The organism is Streptomyces carpinensis, from assembly GCF_002154505.1.
Classification (GTDB): domain Bacteria; phylum Actinomycetota; class Actinomycetes; order Streptomycetales; family Streptomycetaceae; genus Streptomyces; species Streptomyces carpinensis.
Genome location: NZ_MUBM01000043.1, coordinates 13,961 through 34,943, shown reverse-complemented (window position 1 = coordinate 34,943; position 20,983 = coordinate 13,961). Strand labels below are relative to the sequence as shown.

Below are 20,983 nucleotides of genomic sequence, written 5' to 3'. Positions count from 1 at the left end.
GGCGTACGCCGGTGAGGTGATCCGGGGGGCGAGGGTGACGCCCGAGAGACCGAAACCGGTCACCACGACCCCGCCCCGGTCCCGTACGAACACCTGGCCGGGGCCGAGTTCGCCGTGGGTGAAGCCCTCCGCGTGGGCGGCCTCCAGCACATCGAGGACCTCCAGGCCGATCCGGGCCGCCCGCACGTACGTGAACGGGCCCTGCTCCGCGAGGAGTTCACCCAGTGGCGTGCCGTCGATCCACTCGGTGACCGTCCACAGCGTCCCGGCCTGCGTGACGGCGTCGACGACCGTGGCCACCCGGCCCGGCCGCAGCACCACCATCGTCTCGGAGGTGCGCATGACGCGGGCGGTGATGCGGCGGGCCGTCTCCGGATCGGTACCGGCCGGGAGCCCGATCTGCGTCACCAGCCGGGGGCGTTCCGCGGTGACGTCCTCGCCGTACCAGCAGACGTGGTTGGTCCCGCGGTGGACGACCTGCAGAAGCCGGTACCGGCCGGCGACCAACTCGTGTGCGGACGGCTGCGCCTCGACCATGGGCATCCCTCGCTGAATCCCCGGCTCTCACCTTTCCCAGTGGTACGACGGCCGGGACCGGGTCCGTTCAACGGGACCACGACCTCGCGGAGTTCCTGTCCTTCGGTCAAAGTCCGCCGGGCGGGCGGGCGCTCACCGCAGCCCGAACCGGTCCGCCCAGGACATCATGTCGGCCGTGGTCGCGTTGCCCCCGCAGACCACCAGCCCGAGCCGGGCCCCGTCTCCGACGCGCTCCCGCACCAGCCGGGCCCCAGGCAGCAGGCAGCCCGCGGCGGGCTCGGTCCAGACCTTGGCGTGCTCGGTGAGGTCCAGACACCCCTGGACCGCCTCCCGGTCCGGGACCACGAGCACCTCTTCGACCAGCGCGGAGACATGGTCGTACGTCAGCTGCGAGACCGTCGGGGCGCTCAGCGTGGTGGAGATCGAGGACAGCGCCACCGGCACCGGGCCACCGGCCGCCAGCGCCTCGGACATGGCCTCGGCACCCTCGGTCTCCACGCCCCAGACCCGTACCCCGGGGCGCAGCGCGTGCAGCGCGGCGGCGACGCCCGCGATCAGCCCGCCGCCCCCGACGCTGACGAGCACGTCGGTGAGGTCGCCGGCGTCCTGGGCCAGCTCCAGGCCGACTGTGCCCTGCCCGGCGACCACTACCGGGTCGTCGAAGGGATGGACGAGGGTGAGCCCCTCGTCGCGCAGTCGCGTCGCCGTGGCGAACGCCTCGTCCATGCCGTCGGTCAGCCGCACCGACGCCCCGGCCTCCGCTGCGAGCTCCACGGACCGGGCCGGTGCCGTCCGGGGCATGACCACGGTGGCCTTCACATGGAGCGCGGAGGCCATCACCGCCAGCGCGATCCCGTGGTTGCCGCCGCTGACCGCGACCACGCCTGCGGCCCGTTCCGCCTCGGTGAGAGACAGCAGCTTCGCCGTCGCGCCTCGCGCCTTGAACGAACCGGTGCGCTGCAGCAGCTCCAGCTTCGCGGTCACCGGGACGCCGAGCAGCGCGGACAGGCCGGGACTCGGCACGGTGGGGGTACGGACGACGTGTCCGGCGATCCGCTCGGCCGCGGTTTCGATCTGCGAGATGCCGATCAAGGCAGTTCACCCTCCCGGCGCGGGTGACGATCCGCGCCGCCTCGACCCTCACCCGGCGAGGCGGCGCAGGTCAACACGTTTCGTACGCGGACGGAGGCGGTCGGCGTACCGGCCACCGCGGCGGCGGCGCCGGCGGCGGGGTGACGTTCCTGGCACGAGTCCACGACGGTCCGCGCGGATCGGCCTGGCCTCTACCCCGGTCCCTGCCGCCGAAGCGGCGACCCCGGTCCACTACGCCCAGCGCGCACAGGCGCACCGCCATGCCGGCGGGGCCGACCCGGTCTCCGAGCTGAGCATGACTCAGAGGCGGACGCAGTGGGCTGACCCACCGGGAAGCACGTATGCCTCCCGGGGTCGGCCTTCGCCCGGTCACCCCGGGGGATCTTCTTGTACGAGACGGCGGCGAGGCGGCGTACCCGCCGAGCTGCTCGGCAGTCCACATGCCGCAGCCCACGCGGCGGCTCGGCGTGGCTCAGCCGCCGGGGACCGACCCCCTCAGTGCTGCTGGGCCTTCTGCGGGGTCGCCTCGCTCGGCCGGACGACGACGTACCCCTGGCCCTGGAGCATCAGTTGCACCGCCTCGCCGGAACCGCCGCGCAGCATCGAGCCGATGGACTGCGAGCGGTGCAGCGACGTCTGGAGGTGGGCGGTCCAGCCGACGACCGCGTCGGTGTCGACGTACACCGGCTGCTCGGGCGTGACCGGTATGACGAGTGGATTGCCCTCGCAGGCCAGACCCAGCCTGCCCTGCCCGGTGAACACGCTGTTGAACAGCCCGCCGCCTGCGATGCCGGACCCCTTCACCGTCTTGATCTGGTAGGACAGCGACGCGTCGAAGCACAGTACGTTGCGGCCGTTGACGGTGAACTCGTCACCCGGGTCGACATCGACGATGAAGCAGTTCTGCGCCTCGTGCGCGAACCAGGCATCGCCCTGGCCGCGCACCGCCATCAGCGGCAGCCCCTCTCCGGTGACCGCACGCTTGAGCATGCCGCCCACGCCCTGCCCCTTGCGTTCGAACTGCAGACTGCCGCGGTAGGCCACCATCGCGCCCTGCCGGGCGAGCATCTCGCCGTTCACCGTGTACCTGATGCACTTGGCGTTCTCGACGGACATGCCCGGTGCGGTCGTGGGCGCCACCATGTGCTCACTGGAAAAGAGATCACCCTTCATGCGGGCATCCTGGCCCGGAGGGGATGATTCCGCCAAGATCACCGGGCCAGGTCGTCCATCGGGGGCTCATCGGGCGAGGTCGTTCACCGCTTTCTCCCCGGCCGGGCGGGACAGCGGTGCCGCGCCCCGCACCTTCGACCGCTTGCCGCAGAACGCCGACTCCAGCGTGCTCAGCATCGCCTCGTGCACCGCGTCGTTGTTGGAGGTGTTGGCGAGCGCGGTGAGGCTGCGCCGGCCGTCCTTGCTGGTGAACGCGTAGGTGTAGAAGCCCTGGACGACACCTGTGTGCCCGTACACCGACACCCCGCAGGACAGGTCGCGACGGCGTAGTCCGAGTCCGTACCACTGGCCGGTGCCCGCCGGGACCCACCGCTCCATCTCGGTCAGCTGCCTGGTGGGCAGCAGCCCGCCGCCGAGCAGCGCCGAGAAGAAGGTGTTCAGGTCGCGGGTGGAGGAGATGAGGGCGCCCGCGCTCTGCGCCCAGGACGCGGTCTGGTCGGTGGCGTCCACCAGGGCGGCCTTGGCGTCGTCCGGGGTGAGGTAGCCGTGTGCGTACCGGCCGGGGATCCTCGGGTCGGGGTGGACATAGAAGGTGTCGGTCAGCCCGAGGGGCCTGATGATGCGGTTCTGGTACTCGGTGCGCACCGGGTGGCCGGTCAGCTTCTCGATGAGCAGGCCGGCGACCACGAAGTTGGTGTTGGAGTAGTCGAAGGCCGCTCCGGGCGCGTGGGTGAGCGGATGCTTCAGCGACCGGGCCACGAGCTGGCGGTAGGTGAAGACGTGGTTGCGCGCGGCCTCGAAGCCGGTGACGGTGTGGGCGAACAGGTCGTTGGTGTAGTCGTACAGCCCGCTGCGGTGGCTGAGCACGTGCCGTACGGTGATCCGGTCGTCCGGCAGCAGCCCCGGCAGGTAGTGGTTGACGGACGTGTCCAGCCCGAGCCTGCCCTCGGCCGCCAACTGGAGCAGCACGACGGCGGAGAAGGTCTTGGTGACGCTGCCGACGCGGAACCGGTCGGCGGTGTTCATCGCCTCCCCGGTCCCACGGTCGGCGACTCCCTCGGTGGCCTTGTGGACCGTGGCGTGGTCGTCCCAGGCGGTGCGGTGGTCGTCGATCCGCGCCATGGCCCCGGGCGCGCCGCGCGACACCGCGGTGCGCAGCAGGCCGCCGAGTGCCGCCATGTCGGGGGCCGCCGGCGGGGTGGGCGCGGTGGCGTCCGGCCGGCGGTCCGCCGCGTGCGCCGGCCCCGCGAGGAGGCCCAGCACCAGCGATCCGAGCACCGCGCTCCTGCACATCGTTCGTGGGCCCATGCGTTTCCTTTCGTCTCCGTCCAGGCGTGATTCGTGCGAGATCGATCACATTCGGGCAGCGCAACCATCTCGCATCGCGTCACATCTCCACAGGCGACACACAGTTGGTCGTCCGCCGATCACCGAGTGGGGTGGATTGGCAAAGGATTGTCATGGACTGCACGGAATGATTCATTCGCGCTTTACATGCCCATGACTTATCCATAAGTGTTCCGTTCCGGGGCACGACCAGCCCCCATGGCGCAACTGCGCCGTGTGGCAGGGCGGTTGGCCGGTGGCCGCCGCCCTCACGAACGAAGGACCCTCAAGAGTGCACAGAGCCCACATACGCAGCGTGGCGGTCGCCGTCGTGGCGACGACGGCCGTCACGGGCCTGGCCGGCACGGCGCTGGCCGCTCCCGCCCCGGCGCCGGACCACGTGGCGGCGTCCGCCGGCACCTCCGCCGCCTCGGTGGTGGACGCCGCCCGCGCCGCCGCCTTCGCCCACGCGTCGGCGACCGGGGTCACCCAGGGGGACGAACTGCGGGCCCAGGACGTGATGCTCGACCCCGAGGGCGCGCGGCACGTCCGGTTCACACGCACCCACCAGGGCATGGCGGTGCTCGGTGGCGACCTCGTCGTCCACCTCGACCGGAAGCTGGCGTACACCGGTGTCACCCGGGCCGCCGACCACACCGTCCGTCCGGCCACTACCAAGGCGAAGCTGACGCCCGCTCAGGCCGCCACCAAGGCGGCCTCCGCCTCCCGGGGCGAGGCGGGCACCGCCCAGCTCGTGGTGGACGCCCGCGGCGGCGCCTCGGCCCTCGCCTACCAGGTGCGGGTCACCACCGCCGCCACCTCCGGGAACACGGGCTCCCGCACGGTCGTCGTCGACGCCGTCACCGGCAAGGTGCGCAGCAACACGCCCGACAGCGAGGAGTTCCTGTCACCCAGGCTGCTCGACACCCTGCGCGAGCGGGGCGAGACGCTGAACCCGGCCACGGACGCCGCCGCGCCGCCGGCCGCCCTCGGTGGCACGTTCGGCTCCTCCACGGCCGTCAGCTACCCGAGGACCGTCACGGGCACCGGCTCGTCCCTGTTCCTGGGCACGGTCTCCCTGACCACCACCCAGACGGCCCGCACCAGCTTCCTGCTGAAGGACCCCACCCGGTACGGCACGGAGACCCGGGACGCCAAGAACAAGCTCCAGGAGAGCTTCGCGCTCGGCACGAAGATCACCAGCACCACCAACAGGTGGGGCAACGGCACCGTCTCCAGCCGGGTCAGCGCCGCCGTGGACGCGCAGTACGGCGTCACCAAGACGCTGGACTTCTACAAGAAGACCTTCGGGCGCAAGGGCATCGAGAACAACTCCAAGGGTGCCAAGGCCATGGTCCACTTCGGCAACAGGATCGCGAACGCGTTCTGGGACCCGACGTGCGACTGCATGCTCTACGGCGACGGCGACGGCCAGACCTTCAAGAAGCCGCTCGTCGCGCTCGACGTCACCGGCCACGAGCTCACCCACGGCGTCGTGGACGCCACCGCGAAGCTGGAGCCGACCTACGTCGACTCCAACGGCAACCAGTACGGCGAGCCCGGGTCGCTGAACGAGTCGCTGGCCGACATCTTCGGCTCCGACGTCGAGTTCTACACGAACAACCCGAAGAACCCGCCGAACTACCTCATCGGCGAGAAGCTGGGCCTGGCGCAGAAGTTCCTGCGCCGCCTGGACCACCCGTCCCTCGACAAGCTCGAGGGCACGATCGACTACTGGTCGCCGTCGGTGTACTACACCGAGGTGCACGCCGGCTCCGGTGTCTCCTCGCACGCGTACTACCTGCTCGCCGAGGGCAGCGGCCGCAAGACGATCGGCGCGGTCACCTACAACTCGCCGACCTACCACAACCTGTCGGTGAAGGGCATCGGCCGCTCCAAGGCCACCGCCATCTTCTACCGGGCGCTGACCCGCTACATGGTCTCCACCACCGACTTCCACGACGCGCGCCTCGCGACGCTGAAGGCGGCCAGGGACCTCTACGGCGCCAACAGCACCGAGTACAAGACGGTGAACCGGGCCTGGGCCGCGGTCAACGTCACCTACGCCAACACCCCGGCGAACCGTCACTGACGGAGCACCGGCCGCGGCGGCCGGGATGCCCCGCCGACGGCGGGGCATCCTCGGGCGCGGCGTCAGCGCAACGTGTCCGCCCAGTTCCCCGGGACGCGTCCCGCCGGGCCCGGCACCGGCTGGTCGACCGGATGGGCCTGCGGGGGAGCGAGTTCCGGCCCGGAGTCGTACAGCTCCTCCGTGGCGTAGTTCCAGTACCAGCCCTCGCCCGGCTCGTAGCTGCGGATCACCGGATGCCCGGTGGCCCGGTAGTGGGCGGTGGCGTGCTTGGCGGGCGAGTCGTCGCAGCAGCCGATGTGGCCGCAGGCCGCGCAGCGCCGCAGGTGGAACCACCAGCCGCCGGCCGCGTCGCACTCCACGCAGCCGCTGCCGCTCGGCGGGATGTCGGGGTCGATTGCGTTGTCGCTGGTCATGCCCGCTCCTCGGTGGTGAGGCTCAGTGATGTGTCGTCGTCGGCCGTGGCGGTCAGCGGCAGCAGGACCCGGAAACGCGTGTCGCCCGGAACCGACTCCACCCCCAGGCTGCCGTGGTGCTTGTTGACCACGATCCGCCAGGAGATGTCCAGCCCCAGACCGGTGCCCTGGCCGACGGGCTTGGTGGTGAAGAAGGGGTCGAAGATGCGCCCGCGGATCTCCGGCGGCACACCCGGCCCGGTGTCCTGGAACTCCACCAGAAGCCGGTCGTCGCGACGCGCCGTCCGAACCGTCAACGTGCCCTCGCCGCCGGTGCCGTTCATGGCGGAGACCGCGTTGTCGACCAGGTTGGTCCACACCTGGTTGAGCTCGGCCGGATAGGCGGGGATCCTCGGCAGCGTACGGTCGTAGTCCTTGACCACCCTGATGCGCGGCCCGATCTTCCCGGACAGCATCAACAGCGTGCTGTCGAGGAGTTCGTGCACGTCGGCGACCTGGTAGGGGGCGCGGTCGAGCTGGGAGTACTGCTTGGCGGCGTCGACCAGGTGGGAGATGCGGTTGGTGGAGTCCGCGATCTCGTCCATCAGCAGCTCGGTCTCCACCGTGTAGTTGAGCCACCCCACGGCACCCGCCAGGATCTCCTCGTCCACGGCCGCCGCGACCTCCTCCAGCCAGTCGACGTCGAGTCCGGCCTGCACGAAGGTGGGCGCGAGCTGCCAGCCCTGGTCGATGCCGTGGTCCTCCAGCCAGTCGGTGAGCATGTCCTCCCGGTCGGAGGCCTCCAGGGGGCTGAGCGCCGGCGCCTTGGCGACCCGCTCGGCCGTGCGCTCCTGGATCTCGATGAGGTGTGCCAACTGCTCGCGGGAGAAGGGGCCTTCGGCGATGACGGCGAGCTTGCGCCGCATCTTCGCCACCCGCTCCCGCAGCGTCTCCGTGGCCCGTACGGCCGCCGCCGCGGGATTGTTCAGCTCATGGGTCAGACCGGCGGACAACGAGCCGAGGGCCAGCAGCCGCTCGCGCTGCCCGATCACCGCCTGAGTGCTCTTGGACCCGAAGAAGAGCCCCTCCAGCAGATGCACCGCCATCGGGAACCACTCCCGCATGACATTCGCGAACGTGTCCGCGGGCAGCACGAAGAACCGCGTCGGCTCCGTGACGCGCATCGAGTTGTTGTACACCTGCCGCACCCGGTCGCCGATGTACGCCTGCATGGCGCCCGCGTACACACCGGGCTGCGAGCTACGGATGACCTCCACGTCGTCGCCGCCCACCCGGCGGGACAGCACCACGGTGCCCTCGATCATCACGTAGAAGCAGGTGGCCGGTTCGCCCTCCGTGTAGACCGGGCCGGGCTCGAACCGCTCCACCCGGCCCTCGCTGCACAGCCGTCCCAGCTGCTCGGGCGACAGCTTCTCGAACAGGAACAGGGCGCTGATCTCCCTGGGGCTGCACGGCACCGGCTGCCCGCTCATGACTGCTCCAGGTACCGGTGGACCAGCATCACGGCCATGGCTCCCTCCCCGACGGCGGAGGCGACGCGCTTGGCGGACTCCGCGCGCGCGTCACCCGCCACGAACACACCGGGCACGTTGGTCTCCAGGTGGTACGGCGGCCGGTCCAGCTCCCAGCCCGCCGGCGGCCGCCCGTCGGGGGTCAGGTCCGGCCCGGCCAGGATGAACCCGCGCTCGTCCCGCAGCACGGTATCGCCGAGCCAGTCGGTCAGCGGGGCGGCGCCGATGAAGACGAACATCCACTGGGCGTCGACCTGTTGGGTGTCCCCGGTCACGGTGTGCCGCAGCGTCAGCCGCTCCAGGTGGTCCGAGCCGTGTGCCGCCTCCACGACCGTGTGGCTGCGCACCGAGATGTTCGGCGCCTCGTGGATCTGCTGGATCAGGTAGTAGGACATGGACGCCGACAGGTCCGGACCGCGCACCAGCAGCGTCACCGACTTCGCGCCCCGGGACAGATACATCGCGGCCTGCCCCGCCGAGTTGGCGCCGCCGACGATGTACACGTCCTGCCCGTGACAGGAGGCCGCCTCCGTCAGCGCCGAGCCGTAGAACACCCCGCAGCCGGTGAGATCGGTGCAGCCCTGGGCCTCCAGCTGCCGGTACTGCACCCCGGTCGCGAGGATCACGCTGTGCGCGGCGACCGCCGACCCGTCGGCGAACCGGACGATACGGGCGGCGCCGTTGACCTCGAGCCCCGTCACCTCGCGCGCGGTCAGGATCTCGGCGCCGAACCGGGCGGCCTGCCGCCGGGCCCGGTCGGTGAGCTGGGCACCGGAGACGCCGTCGGGGAAGCCGAGGTAGTTCTCGATCCGGGAGCTCTGCCCGGCCTGCCCGCCGGTCGCCGACCGTTCCACGAGAACGGTCCGCAGCCCCTCGGAGGCCCCGTACACGGCCGCCCCGAGCCCGGCCGGGCCCCCGCCGATCACGACCAGGTCGTAGAAGTCGGCCGTGGGTGTCGTGGCCAGTCCCACCCGGGCGGCCAGTTCGGGTGCCTCGGGCTCGACCAGCGCCGTGCCGTCAGGGGTGATCACCAGCGGCAGTCGCTGCCCGTCCTGCCCGGCCGCGGACAGCAGCCGCCGTCCCTCCGGTTCCTCGACCGAGTACCAGCGGTAGGGCACCTGGTTGCGCGCAAGGAACTCGCGCACGTCCGACGACCGCGCCGACCAGCGGTGCCCGACGACCTTGGTACTGGGCACCGGCCTGTGGTCGCTGGTGCGCCACGCCTGGATCAGATCGTCCAGGACCGGATAGAGCTTCTCCTCGGGCGGGTCCCACGGCTTGAGGAGATAGTGGTCCAGGTCGACCACGTTGATCGCGTCGATGGCCGCGTTGGTGTCGGCGTACGCGGTCAGCAGCACCCGCCGCGCGCCCGGGTACACGTCCAGGGCCTGTTCGAGGAACTCGATGCCGTTCATCCGCGGCATGCGGTAGTCCGCGAGGATCACCGCGACGAGATCTCCGCGCAGCTTCAGCTCGCGCAGCGCCTCCAGCGCGGACTCGCCGGACTCCGCGCGCACGATCCGGTGCGACTCGCCGTAGCGCCGCCTGAGGTCACGGGCGACGGCGCGGGAGACCCCCGGATCGTCGTCCACGGTCATGATGACGGTCCGCGCGGATTCCGCGGCCTGTGCCATGTGTCTCCCACCCCGAGCGGTCGGATCGGGGGCCCGGTGCGCCCCCGTCGTCACCGCGCCGACTCCCGGCCATCGTATGTTCGATCGTCCCGTTTCGCTCGGGTACCGGGAAGACGGGCGCCGTCCTGGAAGGGGCCCCTTCAGGACGGCGCGGGCGCGGTGGGGAAGACTGGGGTCCACGGAACCCCGACACGGGAAGGTGGGTGGCATGACGCGGCCGATCACGGCAGGCGTGGACGGATCGGAGGAGAGCCTCGCCGCGCTGGCGTGGGCGGGCCGGGAGGCCGAGCGCCGCGGGCTGCCGCTGCGCGTGGTGCACGCCTGGCGTTTCGAGGTGCACGACGCCTTCGACCTGGGGGACCGGGAGTCGCAGCAGCAGTTGGTGTGCGACGCCGCGGCAGAGGCGCTCCGCAGCATCACCGGGCGCCACCCGGACCTGCCCGTGACCACGGACGTCGTGGAGGACAGCGCCGCCCGGGCGCTGACCGCCGCCGCGGCGGACGCCGAGATGCTGGTGCTCGGCTCGCGAGGGCAGGGGGCCCTCGTCGGGTTCCTGGTCGGCTCCGTGGGCCAGCAGGTGATCGCCGAGGCCGAGGGGCCTGTCGTCCTGGTGCGCGCCGGGGACGAACCGGCCGCCGAGGCCGCCGGGCGGGAGGTCGTGGTCGGCCAGCACGGCACCCCCGAGGACAGCGCGGAGATCCTGAGGTTCGCCTTCGAGACGGCCGCGGCGCGGGGCGCCACCGTCCGCGCGGTACGCGCCTGGACCCTGCCGCCGGTGTTCGGCTACAGCCCCGGCTCGCTCAAGCTGCTCGACGAGGCCGGCGGCCTGGAGCCGTACGAGGCGAAGGCGCTGGCCGACGCCCTGCGGCCGTGGCGGGAGCGCTTCCCGGACGTCTCCGTCGTCGAGCATGTCGAGATGGGCAGCGCGGGACAGGTGCTGCTGGCCGCGGCCGGACGTGCCCAGCTGGTGGTCGTGGGCCGCCGCGCCCGCCGCACCGGGCTCGGCGCGCGGATCGGCTCCGTCGCGCACGGGATGCTGCACCACGCCGGCTGCCCGGTCGCGATCGTCCCGCACACCTGACGGCTCACTCCGGCGTCGCCGGCTCCAGCGTCTCGCGCGTCTTCGGCAGGATATTCCTGACGTAGTCGTCGACGGCCGTGTCCAGACCGATGTCGTGCTGGGCCCGCTCGGACAGGTACCAGCGGTGCTCCAGCAGCTGGTGGTACAGCTCGGCCGGGTCCATGGTGCCGCGCAGCTCGCGCGGCACCGCCCGCACGGTGGGCCGGAAAACCTCCCGCACCCAGCGGTGCGCCAGCACCTCCGGGCGGGCGGCGAGGGGGTCGCCCGGGGCGTAGTCGTCCTGGGTGGCCATCCAGCTCTCCAGGTCGTTCAGCAGCCGTCGCGCCTGGTTCTCCTCGGTGTCCAGGCCGGTCAGGCGCAGCAGCTGCCGCTGGTGGTGGCCGGCGTCGACGACCTTGGGCACGAAGGTGACCGTGGAGCCGTTCGAGGCGTGCTCGATCTGCATCTCGGCGACGTCGAAACCGAGGTCGTTCAGCCGCCGTATCCGGCGCTCGATGTAGTGGTACTTGCCCGCCGGGTAGACCGAGGTGCGGGTCAGCTCCTCCCACAGCCCGCGGTAGCGGGCGCAGATCTCGGTGCCGAACTCCACCGGGTCCACCGAGGGGTGCAGCGCGCCGGAGGCCTCCAGGTCGAGCAGCTCGCCGCTGATGTTCACCCGGGCCAGGTCGAGGTCGTACTCCCGCTGCCCGGTGCTCAGCCGCGGGTGCAGCTCGCCGGTCTCGGCATCCACGAGATAGGCGGCGTAGGCGCCCGCGTCGCGCCGGAAGAGCGTGTTGGACAGCGAGCAGTCGCCCCAGGCGAACCCGGCCAGGTGCAGGCGCACCAGCAGCACGGCGAGGGCGTCCATGAGCCGGTGCATGGTGGCCGGGCGCAGCGTCGTCTCGAACATCGACCGGTACGGCAACGAGCCGCCCAGGTGCCGGGTGATCAGCACCGGCTCCAGCGGGGCGCCCGCGCGGTCGGTGCGGCCGGTGACCACGGCGAGCGGGTCCACCGCGGGGATGGAGAGCCGGTCCAGGTCGCGCAGCAGCTCGTATTCGCGCAGCGCGGGCCGCTCGGCGAGTTCCTTGACGGCGATCACCTCGTCGTCGGCCCGGGCGTAGCGCACGACGTGCCGGGAGATGCCGCGCGGCAGTGGCACGAGGTACTTCTCGGGCCACTCCTCGAGCGGTGTGTCCCACGGCAGTTCGAGCAGGAGCGCGGGATGCTCCGGGTTGGTGGCGCTGATCTGCAAGGCCATGGCGGAAACCTTAGAGGGCTTGTTCGCGCGCCCGCTGCGCGGCCTGCCGGACCGGGCCGTGGAGCACGGGTCCGTGGCCGGGCAGCAGCACGTCCGCGGGGAGGTCTTCGAGGACATCCAGCGAGGCCAGCGCCCGGGCGCGTTCGTGGTGGAACATGGCGGGCAGCAGCTGCGGGCCCCGGATCCGGGAGGTGGGGTGGCCGCTCACCAGGGCGTCGCCGGAGATCAGCACGCCCGCGTCCGGCAGGTGGAAGACCGCGTGGCCGCGGGTGTGGCCCGGCGTGTGCACGGGCACGGGCCGCCCCGGCAGGTCCAGCGGGCCCGTCACCGGGAACGCCTCGGGGGCGGCGACCGGCAGGTGCGCGGTGCCGCCCACGCGGAGCGAGTGCACCGCCCACGGCAGCACGCCCGGCCGCCAGCCGTTGCGCAGCACCGTCCCGACGGTCACCTGGTGCAGGAACTCCCGCCGCGCGTGCGGCACTTCGTCCGCGTGCAGCTGGACGGGGATGCCGTAGGCGGCGCGCAGGTACTCGGCGGAGCCCAAGTGGTCGTTGTGGGCGTGGGTGATCAGCACGGCGGCCACTGCCTGAGGTGAACTTCCCACCGCGTCCAGCGAGTCGAGGAGCTGCTCCCGGTCACCGGGGTAGCCGGTGTCGATCAGGGTGGCCGCGTCGCCGTCGGTCAGGATCACCCAGTTGGTGTTGCTGCCGTGCACCAGATAGGTGCCGTCGGCGACTTGCTGCACGTCCGCCCGCATCGTCCGTCCCACATTCCCGGTTGGCTGCTCGACCAGGACAGCAAACCAGATGCGGCCTCAGCGCACCCCCGCCGGGCGGAACTGGATGCTGATCCGTGGTTCTGTCACCCGGGCGCTCTTGGGTTCTGCGGACGGTTGCCGCGTGTTGCCGCTCGGCCGAGACGCTACCAGGGCGACGGGGGCGCGAAGATGGCTGTCGCCCGGAGCACCCGTCGGTTTGAAGCCTGACAGGTGCGGTTTCTTCGATTTCGAGTGATCGCGTTTGTTGCGAGAAGCGCTATCTACCATTGCCGCACTTGCAGCGCCGAGGTGGACTCGCACTGGCCCGCAAGCCGGTGGAGCGCCCCGGCGCAGCGTCCGGGGGCGGTTGTTCGCCGGTGGGCGGCGTTGGTGTTCCGGCTCGGCTGGCCGTGACCTGCCGAGCTGGCTCATGTCAGCGGCGTCGCTGGTCGGCCCGCAGCTCGAAGTCTCCGTAGCTGTTGTCGACCGGGTTGACCGTGACGCCCGGGGCGACGATCTCGTCGATGGCGTCGAGGACGTCGGAGGACAGGGTGATGTCGGCGGCGGGCAGGAACGCCTCCAGCTGCTCCATGGTGCGAGGTCCGATGATCGCCGAGGTGACACCGGGGTGGTTGATGACGAAGGCGACGGCGAGTTCGATCAGGGAGAGGCCGGCCTTCTCCGCCAGGACAGCGAGCTGTTCGACGGCGTCGAGCTTGCGCTGGTTGGCGGGGGTGTTCATGTCGAAGCGTGCCTGGGGGCGGGCGGCGGAGGCGGGGCCTTCGGTGGCGTTCTTGCGGTAGCGGCCCGAGAGCCAGCCGCCGGAGAGCGGGCTGTAGGTGAGGGTGCCCATGCCGTGGCGTCGCACGGTGGGCAGCACGTCCTCTTCGATGCCGCGGACGAGGATCGAGTAGGGCGGCTGCTCGGTGACGAAGCGCTCCAGGTTTCGCTCGCGCGAGGTCCACTGGGCTTCGACGATCTGCGAGCCGGAGTAGGAGGAGGAGCCGATGTAGCGGACCTTGCCCTGGCGGACGAGGTCGGTGAGGGCGCCGAGGGTCTCCGAGACGTCTGTGTCGGGGCTGGGGCGGTGGACCTGGTAGAGGTCGATGTGGTCGGTGCCAAGCCGCCGCAGGGAGTTCTCGACCGCGCGGATGATCCAGCGGCGCGAACCGCCCCGCTGGTTGGGGTCGTTCTGGTCCATGGGCATGAAGAACTTGGTGGCCAGGAAGACGTCCTCGCGACGGCCCTTCAGCGCCTTGCCGACGATCTCCTCCGAGACGCCGGCGGAGTAGACGTCCGCGGTGTCGACAAAGTTGATGCCCGCATCGAGGGCGCGGTGGATGATCCGGATGGAGTCGCTCTCGTCCTCGTTGCCCCAGGGGCCGAACATCATCGCGCCCAGGCACAGCGGGCTGACCTGGACGCCGGTACGGCCCAGCGGTCGGTACTGCATGGAGTGGTTCTCCTCGTTCGTGTGGGGGATCAGTCGTTGCCGGAGGGCACGACCGTGCTGGTGCTGGCGGTGGTCCAACTCGCGAGCAGGTTCAGGGCCTGCTGTTCGGGGGAGTCCGGCTCGGGCGTGTAGAAGTTGAGGCGCAGGCCGGGGTCGGAGGGCAGTTCCATCGCCTCGTAGGGCAGGGAGAGATCGCCGACGAGCGGGTGGTGGAGGTTCTTCAGGCCGGAGCGGTGGAACTTCACGTCGTGCCGTGCCCACCTGCGCGCGAAGTCGCTGCTGCGGGTGGTCAGTTCGCCGATCAGGTCGGTGAGGGCCTTGTCGTGCGGCGCGCGGCCCGTCTCGGTGCGCAGGAAGGCCACGGCGTCGTCGGCGCCCTTGTCCCAGTCGACCCAGAAGTCCTGGCTGGCGGGGTCGAGGAACAGGAAGCGGGCGCTGTTGACCGGCCCGCGCTGCGCGAACAGCGGTGAGTCGAACAGCGGCGCGTACAGCGCCCGGCCCAGGGCGTTGGCGGCCATGATGTCGAAGCGGGCGTTGCGGACGAACGCCGGTACGCCGGTCATCGAGTCGAGCAGCCGCAGGATCGTCGGCCGCACGCGTGAGGAGGTCACCGCCGGCCGACGGCCGGATGGGCTGGCGGCGCGGGCCAGGTCGTAGAGGTGGGTGCGTTCGGCCTCGTTAAGCTGCAGGGCGTGCGCGAGGGCCTCGAGGACGGAGTCCGAGGCGCCGGCGAGGTTGCCGCGCTCCAGGCGGACGTAGTAGTCCACGCTCATGCCCGCCAGCAGGGCGACCTCTTCGCGCCGCAGCCCCGCGACACGGCGGTTCCCGCCGTAGACCGGCAGCCCGGCCTGCTCAGGGGTGATCCTGGCCCGCCGGGTGCTGAGGAACTCCCGCACCTCGGCGGCCACGTCCTTCTTGGTGTGGTCGGTCATGCTCATTTCCTGGTCTGGGTGCCCGGCTCTGACCGGGCCAGTCGCGTCCGCCGTCGGGCCGGACCTGACCCTCGAGTAGGGGGGCACGGCGCACTTCTCCCGGCCGGTCTGCTCGGTGTGCCGGCTCCTCCACGGTAGGTCGGCCCGGGCAGGCCTGCGAGGTACTGCCAGTACCTGGAAGAGCAGTGACTCCCACTGTCCCTTCGAGGTGCCGTTACCTGGGAGAAGCCAAAGACCGGCGGCCCGGGATCGGGCCGCACTCCCGACCGAGGCGAGGAAGACCGTGCGCACAGCAGCCACCCACGACACCGGCGACGCCCCCGCCGGGCCGGTCGCCGACTCAAGCCGTCAGGGCGGGCCGAGCGGCGGCAGGACCACCGCCCCGCGCCGCCAGGCGCAGGGTTTCTCCGGGGGCCCGGAGCGTTCGACGCTGATTCTGGCGATCATCTGCATCAGCTACTTCATGGTCATCCTGGACAACTCGATCGTGTTCACCGGGCTGCCGCAGATCCGCTTGGACATGGGCTTCTCCGAGACGGGCCTGTCGTGGATCACTAACGCCTACGTCCTGGTCTTCGGCGGGCTGCTGCTCTTGGGGGCACGCGCCGGTGATCTCTTCGGGCACCGCAAGGTTTTCCTGTACTCCCTGGTCGTCTTCTCACTGGCCTCGCTGCTGGTGGGCGCAGCCCAGAGCGCCTGGTGGCTGATCGCGGCGCGGGCTCTGCAGGGCGTGGGCGCCGCCGTTCTTGCCCCCTCCGCGCTCTCCCTGCTCACGCGCAGCTTCGCGGAGGGCAAGGCCCGCAACCGGGCCATGGCCGCCTACAGCGCAGTGGCCGGACTCGGCGCGGCGTTCGGGCTGGTCGTCGGAGGCATGGTCGCGGACCTGATCTCCTGGCGGGCCGGGTTCTTCCTGAACGTCCCCATCGGCATCGTGATGATGGTGCTGGCGGTGCGCTTCCTGCCTGAGACCGAGCGGCGCGGCGGCCGGTTCGATGTGGCCGGGGCGCTGCTGGCGACGCTGGGGTCGACCGCGCTGGTGCTGGGCATCGTCGACGCGGCCGATCACGGCTGGACGGCACCTGCCACTCTGCTCCCCCTCGCAGCGGGCGCGGTGCTGCTGGTCCTGTTCGTCGGGGTGGAGCGGCGGGCCGCGCAGCCGATCGTGCCGCTGCGGCTGTTCGCGAGCCGGGAGCGGTCCGGCGCCTACGTCACCCGGATGCTGTACATGGGCGCGATGATGGGGTTCTTCTTCTTCACCGCGCAGTTTGTACAGAGCGTCTACGGCTGGACGCCTCTGCAGGCGGGCCTGGCGTTCCTGCCGATGACGCTGGTCAACTTCGTCTTCGCGGTCCGCGTACCCCGGCTGCTGGAGCGGTTCGGCAGGCCCCAGGTCCTGGCCGCGGGGGTCGCCCTGACGACTGTGGGCATGGCCTGGCTGAGCCGCCTAGACCTGCACACCCCCTACCTGACCGGAGTGGCCCTGCCCATGGTGATCATCGGTGCCGGCCAGGGCCTGGCGCTGGCCCCGATGACCTCCAGCGGCGTCGACGGCGTCGCCCCCGAGGACGCGGGGGCCGGTTCGGGGCTGGTCAACACCGTGCACCAGATCGGCAGCGCACTGGCCCTGAGCATCCTGACGGCCGTGGCCGCCACCGTCTCCACCGGTCACGCGGCCGCCGACATCGCGGCCCGCTCCGGCACCGCGCTGACGGGCTCCGCCGTCCTGCTCGCCCTGGCGGTCGTCGCCGTCCTCGCCCTGATCGTGCCCGCACGGGCGTCCCGCAAGCAAAGGACCATGTGATGCAGACCCTCACCCTCAACAACGGCGTCGAGATGCCCGCCCTCGGCCTGGGCGTGTTCCAGACGCCGCCCGACGAGACGCAGGCCGCCGTCAAGGCAGCGCTGGAGCTTGGCTACCGGCACATCGACACCGCCGCCGCCTACGGCAACGAGCGCGAGGTCGGCCAGGCCATCCGCGACTCCGGGGTGCCCCGCGACGACATCTTCGTCGAGACCAAGATCTGGATCAGCGACCACGGCTACGACGAGACTCTGCACGGCTTCGACAAGAGCGCCGCCAAGCTCGGCGTCGACCAGATCGACCTGCTGATCCTGCACCAGGCGCTGCCGTCCGAGTTCGACAAGACCCTCGCCGCCTACCGCGCCCTGGAGAAGCTCCTGGCCGACGGGAAGGTCCGCGCGATCGGCGTCAGCAACTTCATGGTCGACCACCTGACCACGCTGCTCGATGCGACGTCCGTCGTGCCGGCGGTCAACCAGCTGGAGATCCACCCCTACTTCCAGCAGCGCGAGGTGCTCGACTTCGACGACACCCACGGCATTCTCAACCAGGCGTGGTCCCCCATCGGGGGCATCACCTTCTACCCGGGCTACGGCGAGGACCGCCGAAGCGTCCTCCAGGACCCGGCCGTCACTGCCATCGCCGAGACGCACGGCAAGAGCCCCGCGCAGGTGCTGCTGCGCTGGGGCCTGCAGCAGGGCCGCTCGGTCATCCCCAAGTCCACCCGGCGCGAGCGGATCGCCGAGAACATCGACGTCTTCGACTTCGAGCTCACGGCAGACGAGCTCACCGCGCTGGACGCGCTGGAGACCGGCCGGCGCGGCGGTCCCGAGCCCGAGAACGTCACCCTCGCCGCCTTCGGTCGCGCCATCCCCGAAGCCTGACTTTCACCCCGTACGACCTGCGCAAAGGAACCACAGTGCCCACCACCGTCCACGCCTTCGGCGCCCGCGAGGCCGGCCAGCCGCTCGCCCCCGTCACCCTCGAGCGCCGCGACGTCGGCCCCCACGACGTCCGAATCGACATCCTGTACTGCGGGATCTGCCACTCCGACATGAACTTCGTCGACGGCTCCTTCGGCCCGCTCCCGGTCAGCCCGCTCGTCCCCGGCCACGAGATCGTCGGCCGCGTCACCGAAACCGGCTCCGCCGTCACCCGCCACCAGGTCGGCGACCTGGTCGGCATCGGCTGCATGGCCAGCTCCTGCCGCGAGTGCGAGAACTGCCGGGCCGGACAGGAGCAGTACTGCCTGAACGGCCACACCCTCGTCTTCGGCAGCCCCGACCCCGCCGAGCCCGGCGCCCACACCCAGGGCGGCTACTCCGAGGCGATCGTCGCCCCCGAGGACTTCGTCGTCCGCATCCCCGACGGCCTTGACCCGGCCGCCGCCGCACCGCTGCTGTGCGCGGGCATCACCGTCTACGCGCCGCTCAAGCGCTTCGGCGCCGCGCCGGGCACCAAGGTCGCCGTCGTCGGCCTCGGCGGCCTGGGCCACCTCGGCGTGAAGATGGCCAAGGCCATGGGCGCCGACGTCACCGTGCTGTCCCGGTCGGACAGCAAGCGCGAAGCCGCCGCGGCCCTCGGCGCCGACCACTACGCCGCGACCGGCGACGGCACCGCGTTCACCGAGCTGGCCAACACCTTCGACATCATCCTCAACACCGTCAGCGCCCCCATCAACCTGGCGGACGATCTCGGCCTGCTGCGTCTGCACGGCACCATGATCAGCGTGGGTGTCACCACCCAGCCGATGGCCCTGGACGTCTTCCCCCTGCTGCAGAACGGCCGCTCCTACGCCGGCTCCCTGTTCGGCGGTATCGCCGAAACGCAGGAGATGCTCGACTTCGCCGCCGAGCACCAGGTCACCGCCGACATCGAGCTGATCGGCGCGAACGACATCAACACCGCCTACGAGCGGATCAACGCCTCCGACGTCCGGTACCGGTTCGTGATCGACGGCTCGACCTTCAAGGGGCTGACGGCATGACACAGCCAGCCCCCTCGGACATGAGCCGCGTCCTCATCATCGGCGGCACGGGCAGTATCGGACGCCTCGTCGCCGCCCGGCTGCTCGAGCTGGGCCGCCTGCCGCGCGTGCTCACCCGCAATCCCGACCGCGCCCGACGGACCCTGCCCGACGGCGTCGAAGTGGTGGCAGGCGAGCTGGCCGACCCGACGGCCGTGCGCGCCGCCGTCGCCGGCGTCGACGCCATCGTGATGACCCACGGCGCGCCCTACGGGTCCGGCGACTACGCCGCGGTCGACTACGGCGCCGTACCTGCGGTACTCGACGCGCTCGACGGACATCGGCTGCCCGTGGTGCTGATGAGCTCGATCGGCGTCACCGCCACCGGCGGGCAGTCACGGGAGCTGCTGGAGTGGAAGCGACGCGGTGAGCGCCTCCTGCGGGTCACCGGCCTGCCGTACACGATCGTCCGGCCCGGCTGGTTCGACGCCGGCAGCAGCTCCCACCAGCAGGTGGACCTGCGCCAGGGCGACCTGACCGAGTACGGGCCCGTCCGCCGCGACCACGTCGCCGAGACGCTCGTCCAAGCGCTGCTGACCGAGTCGGCAACGGGCCGGACCGTGGAGGTCTTCTCGGCCGACGGCCCGGCCGTCACCGACTGGCCGGGCGCGTTCCTCGCAGCCGAACCCGACCGGCCGGGCGACCTCGACGGCGCCCGCGACCGGCCCGGACCACGGCCGGAGGCAGAACCCGAGCGTGTCCGCGCCGACCTGCGACGTCACGCCCACACCCCCTGACACCCGATATCCGATCCCTGAGGAGACCGTCATGAAGGCAGCCATCTTCCGAGGCGAGAAGCACATCGAGCTCGGCGAACGCCCCGACCCCACCATCCAGCAGCCGACCGACGCCGTGGTCCGCGTCGTGCGCGGCTGCGTGTGCGGCTCCGACCTCTGGTACTACCGCGGCATCAACCCCCACAAGGTCGGCAGCATCGGCCACGAGTACATCGGCGTCGTCGAAGCAGTGGGCGAGAACGTGCAGAACCTGGAGGTCGGCGACTTCGTCATCGCCCCCTTCACCTACAACGACGGCACCTGCCCCGCCTGCCGGGCCGGCTTCGAATCCAACTGCGAGCACGGAGGAGCCTTCGGCGACGGCGAAACCGACGGCGGCCAGGGCGAAAAGGTCCGCGCACCCTACGCCGACACAACCCTCGTGAAGGTCCCCACACCGGCCGACGGGTTCACCGACGCCCAGCTCGCCTCCTTCACCGCCCTCTCCGACGTCATGTGCACCGGCTACCACGCCGCCGTCAGCGCGGGCGTGAAGCAGGGCGACACCGTCGCCGTCGTCGGGGACGGCGCAGTCGGCCTCTCAGCCGTGCTGGCCGCCAAGCTTCTCGGCGCCGGCCGGATCATCGTGCTCAGCCGCCACGCCGACCGGCAAGCCCTGGCCAAGGAGTTCGGCGCCACCGACATCGTCGCCGAACGCGGCGACGACGCCGTCACGACCGTCCTCCGTCTCACCGACGGCGCCGGTGTCGACGCCGCACTCGAATGCGTCGGCACCGACCAGTCCATCGAAACGGCCGCCGGCATCGTCCGCGCCGGAGGCATGATCGGCGCCGTCGGCGTCCCGCTGTACGAAAAGTTCGAGTACAAGACCCTCTTCTGGAAGAACGTCGGCATCAAGGGAGGCGTCGCCCCCGCCCGCCACTACATCCCCGAACTGCTGCCGCACGTCCTGGACGGGGCGATCAACCCCGGACTCGTCTTCAACTACTGCACGGACCTCGACCACGTCGCCGACGCCTACGCCGCGATGGACGAGCGCCGCGCGATCAAGTCGCTCCTCACGGTCAGCCAGCCGTAAGCCCGAACCCCTGCACCGGTCCGGGGTCGACACATCACAGCCGGGTTCCCCGGCCACCGGGACAGGTCCTCCCTATGGGGCCGGCATGAGCGGGCCGTCG

18 protein-coding genes are annotated in these 20,983 nt (G+C 71.3%); 7 read left to right on the top strand and 11 right to left on the bottom strand.

Annotation, left to right across the window (positions count from 1 at the left end; genetic code table 11):
- The 4 genes from BZY54_RS50780 to BZY54_RS07225 all read right to left on the bottom strand — a co-directional run.
- Positions 1-543 (bottom strand): protein kinase family protein (locus tag BZY54_RS50780; protein ID WP_483025144.1); only part of this gene is annotated, 543 nt, incomplete at its 3' end.
- Between the two features lie 126 nt (positions 544-669).
- Complete coding sequence (locus BZY54_RS07235; RefSeq protein ID WP_086723740.1) at positions 670-1,629, bottom strand: threonine/serine dehydratase family protein; 960 nt, start codon at positions 1,627-1,629, stop codon at positions 670-672.
- A gap of 495 nt (positions 1,630-2,124) precedes the next feature.
- Positions 2,125-2,802 carry an AIM24 family protein gene (locus BZY54_RS07230; protein ID WP_086723738.1) on the bottom strand — a complete coding sequence of 226 codons (678 nt, stop codon included), beginning with the start codon at positions 2,800-2,802 and terminating at the stop codon, positions 2,125-2,127.
- Positions 2,803-2,868: 66 nt separating this feature from the next.
- Positions 2,869-4,095: a serine hydrolase domain-containing protein gene (locus tag BZY54_RS07225; protein WP_086723736.1), complete on the bottom strand. Its 1,227-nt coding sequence runs from the start codon at positions 4,093-4,095 to the stop codon at positions 2,869-2,871.
- Between the two features lie 325 nt (positions 4,096-4,420).
- On the opposite strand from BZY54_RS07225, the gene BZY54_RS07220 reads away from it, so the two are divergent.
- Positions 4,421-6,220, top strand: a complete 1,800-nt coding sequence (locus BZY54_RS07220) for a M4 family metallopeptidase (protein ID WP_167413957.1) — start codon at positions 4,421-4,423, stop codon at positions 6,218-6,220.
- A gap of 62 nt (positions 6,221-6,282) precedes the next feature.
- Here the strand turns inward: BZY54_RS07220 and BZY54_RS07215 are convergent, their stop codons facing one another.
- The 3 genes from BZY54_RS07215 to BZY54_RS07205 are packed head-to-tail and all read right to left on the bottom strand — an operon-like array spanning position 6,283 to position 9,778.
- A complete protein-coding gene (locus tag BZY54_RS07215) occupies positions 6,283-6,633 on the bottom strand; it encodes a UBP-type zinc finger domain-containing protein (protein ID WP_086723732.1) in 351 nt (116 codons plus the stop codon).
- The gene (locus BZY54_RS07210; protein WP_086723730.1) at positions 6,630-8,105 is read right to left on the bottom strand and encodes an ATP-binding protein; all 1,476 of its coding nucleotides are present in this window, start codon (positions 8,103-8,105) and stop codon (positions 6,630-6,632) included. The genes BZY54_RS07215 and BZY54_RS07210 overlap by 4 nt, the downstream gene beginning before the upstream one ends.
- The gene (locus BZY54_RS07205; RefSeq protein ID WP_086723729.1) at positions 8,102-9,778 is read right to left on the bottom strand and encodes an NAD(P)/FAD-dependent oxidoreductase; all 1,677 of its coding nucleotides are present in this window, start codon (positions 9,776-9,778) and stop codon (positions 8,102-8,104) included. Before BZY54_RS07205 ends, BZY54_RS07210 begins: the two co-directional genes overlap by 4 nt.
- A 208-nt stretch (positions 9,779-9,986) precedes the next feature.
- On the opposite strand from BZY54_RS07205, the gene BZY54_RS07200 reads away from it, so the two are divergent.
- Positions 9,987-10,859 carry a universal stress protein gene (locus BZY54_RS07200; protein WP_086723727.1) on the top strand — a complete coding sequence of 291 codons (873 nt, stop codon included), beginning with the start codon at positions 9,987-9,989 and terminating at the stop codon, positions 10,857-10,859.
- Positions 10,860-10,863: 4 nt separating this feature from the next.
- On the opposite strand, the gene BZY54_RS07195 is transcribed toward BZY54_RS07200, so the two are convergent.
- The 4 genes from BZY54_RS07195 to BZY54_RS07180 all read right to left on the bottom strand — a co-directional run bounded on the left by BZY54_RS07195 (position 10,864) and on the right by BZY54_RS07180 (position 15,241).
- On the bottom strand, positions 10,864-12,099 hold the full coding sequence (locus tag BZY54_RS07195; RefSeq protein WP_086723726.1) for a DUF4032 domain-containing protein: 1,236 nt from the start codon (positions 12,097-12,099) through the stop codon (positions 10,864-10,866).
- 10 nt (positions 12,100-12,109) lie between these two features.
- Complete coding sequence (locus BZY54_RS07190) at positions 12,110-12,856, bottom strand: MBL fold metallo-hydrolase (RefSeq protein WP_086723724.1); 747 nt, start codon at positions 12,854-12,856, stop codon at positions 12,110-12,112.
- A 433-nt stretch (positions 12,857-13,289) separates the two neighbouring features.
- Positions 13,290-14,309: an aldo/keto reductase gene (locus tag BZY54_RS07185; RefSeq protein WP_086723722.1), complete on the bottom strand. Its 1,020-nt coding sequence runs from the start codon at positions 14,307-14,309 to the stop codon at positions 13,290-13,292.
- Between the two features lie 29 nt (positions 14,310-14,338).
- Positions 14,339-15,241, bottom strand: a complete 903-nt coding sequence (locus BZY54_RS07180; RefSeq protein ID WP_086723720.1) for a helix-turn-helix transcriptional regulator — start codon at positions 15,239-15,241, stop codon at positions 14,339-14,341.
- Between the two features lie 283 nt (positions 15,242-15,524).
- Between BZY54_RS07180 and BZY54_RS07175 the strand changes: the two genes are divergently transcribed.
- From BZY54_RS07175 to BZY54_RS07155, 5 genes are read left to right on the top strand one after another with little or no spacing between them, the layout of a single operon-like run.
- Positions 15,525-17,042 carry an MFS transporter gene (locus BZY54_RS07175; protein WP_086723719.1) on the top strand — a complete coding sequence of 506 codons (1,518 nt, stop codon included), beginning with the start codon at positions 15,525-15,527 and terminating at the stop codon, positions 17,040-17,042.
- Positions 17,042-17,926: an aldo/keto reductase gene (locus BZY54_RS07170; protein WP_086723717.1), complete on the top strand. Its 885-nt coding sequence runs from the start codon at positions 17,042-17,044 to the stop codon at positions 17,924-17,926. Before BZY54_RS07175 ends, BZY54_RS07170 begins: the two co-directional genes overlap by 1 nt.
- Positions 17,927-17,961: 35 nt before the next feature.
- Complete coding sequence (locus BZY54_RS07165) at positions 17,962-19,029, top strand: NAD(P)-dependent alcohol dehydrogenase (protein WP_086723715.1); 1,068 nt, start codon at positions 17,962-17,964, stop codon at positions 19,027-19,029.
- Complete coding sequence (locus tag BZY54_RS07160) at positions 19,026-19,805, top strand: SDR family oxidoreductase (protein WP_086723713.1); 780 nt, start codon at positions 19,026-19,028, stop codon at positions 19,803-19,805. The genes BZY54_RS07165 and BZY54_RS07160 overlap by 4 nt, the downstream gene beginning before the upstream one ends.
- A 31-nt stretch (positions 19,806-19,836) precedes the next feature.
- Positions 19,837-20,883 (top strand): zinc-binding dehydrogenase, encoded by a 1,047-nt coding sequence (locus BZY54_RS07155; protein WP_086723711.1) that lies wholly within the window; start codon positions 19,837-19,839, stop codon positions 20,881-20,883.
- Positions 20,884-20,983: the final 100 nt, after the last annotated feature.

Bases quoted from the DNA above. Each gene is read 5' to 3' on its own strand.
- BZY54_RS07230 (WP_086723738.1), bottom strand. From the start codon at position 2,802: ATGAAGGGTGATCTCTTTTCCAGTGAGCACATGGTGGCGCCCACGACC.
- BZY54_RS07225 (WP_086723736.1), bottom strand. From the start codon at position 4,095: ATGTGCAGGAGCGCGGTGCTCGGATCGCTGGTGCTGGGCCTCCTCGCG.
- BZY54_RS07215 (WP_086723732.1), bottom strand. From the start codon at position 6,633: ATGACCAGCGACAACGCAATCGACCCCGACATCCCGCCGAGCGGCAGC.
- BZY54_RS07210 (WP_086723730.1), bottom strand. From the start codon at position 8,105: ATGAGCGGGCAGCCGGTGCCGTGCAGCCCCAGGGAGATCAGCGCCCTG.
- BZY54_RS07205 (WP_086723729.1), bottom strand. From the start codon at position 9,778: ATGGCACAGGCCGCGGAATCCGCGCGGACCGTCATCATGACCGTGGAC.
- BZY54_RS07200 (WP_086723727.1), top strand. From the start codon at position 9,987: ATGACGCGGCCGATCACGGCAGGCGTGGACGGATCGGAGGAGAGCCTC.
- BZY54_RS07195 (WP_086723726.1), bottom strand. From the start codon at position 12,099: ATGGCCTTGCAGATCAGCGCCACCAACCCGGAGCATCCCGCGCTCCTG.
- BZY54_RS07190 (WP_086723724.1), bottom strand. From the start codon at position 12,856: ATGCGGGCGGACGTGCAGCAAGTCGCCGACGGCACCTATCTGGTGCAC.
- BZY54_RS07185 (WP_086723722.1), bottom strand. From the start codon at position 14,309: ATGCAGTACCGACCGCTGGGCCGTACCGGCGTCCAGGTCAGCCCGCTG.
- BZY54_RS07180 (WP_086723720.1), bottom strand. From the start codon at position 15,241: ATGACCGACCACACCAAGAAGGACGTGGCCGCCGAGGTGCGGGAGTTC.
- BZY54_RS07170 (WP_086723717.1), top strand. From the start codon at position 17,042: ATGCAGACCCTCACCCTCAACAACGGCGTCGAGATGCCCGCCCTCGGC.
- BZY54_RS07160 (WP_086723713.1), top strand. From the start codon at position 19,026: ATGACACAGCCAGCCCCCTCGGACATGAGCCGCGTCCTCATCATCGGC.
- BZY54_RS07155 (WP_086723711.1), top strand. From the start codon at position 19,837: ATGAAGGCAGCCATCTTCCGAGGCGAGAAGCACATCGAGCTCGGCGAA.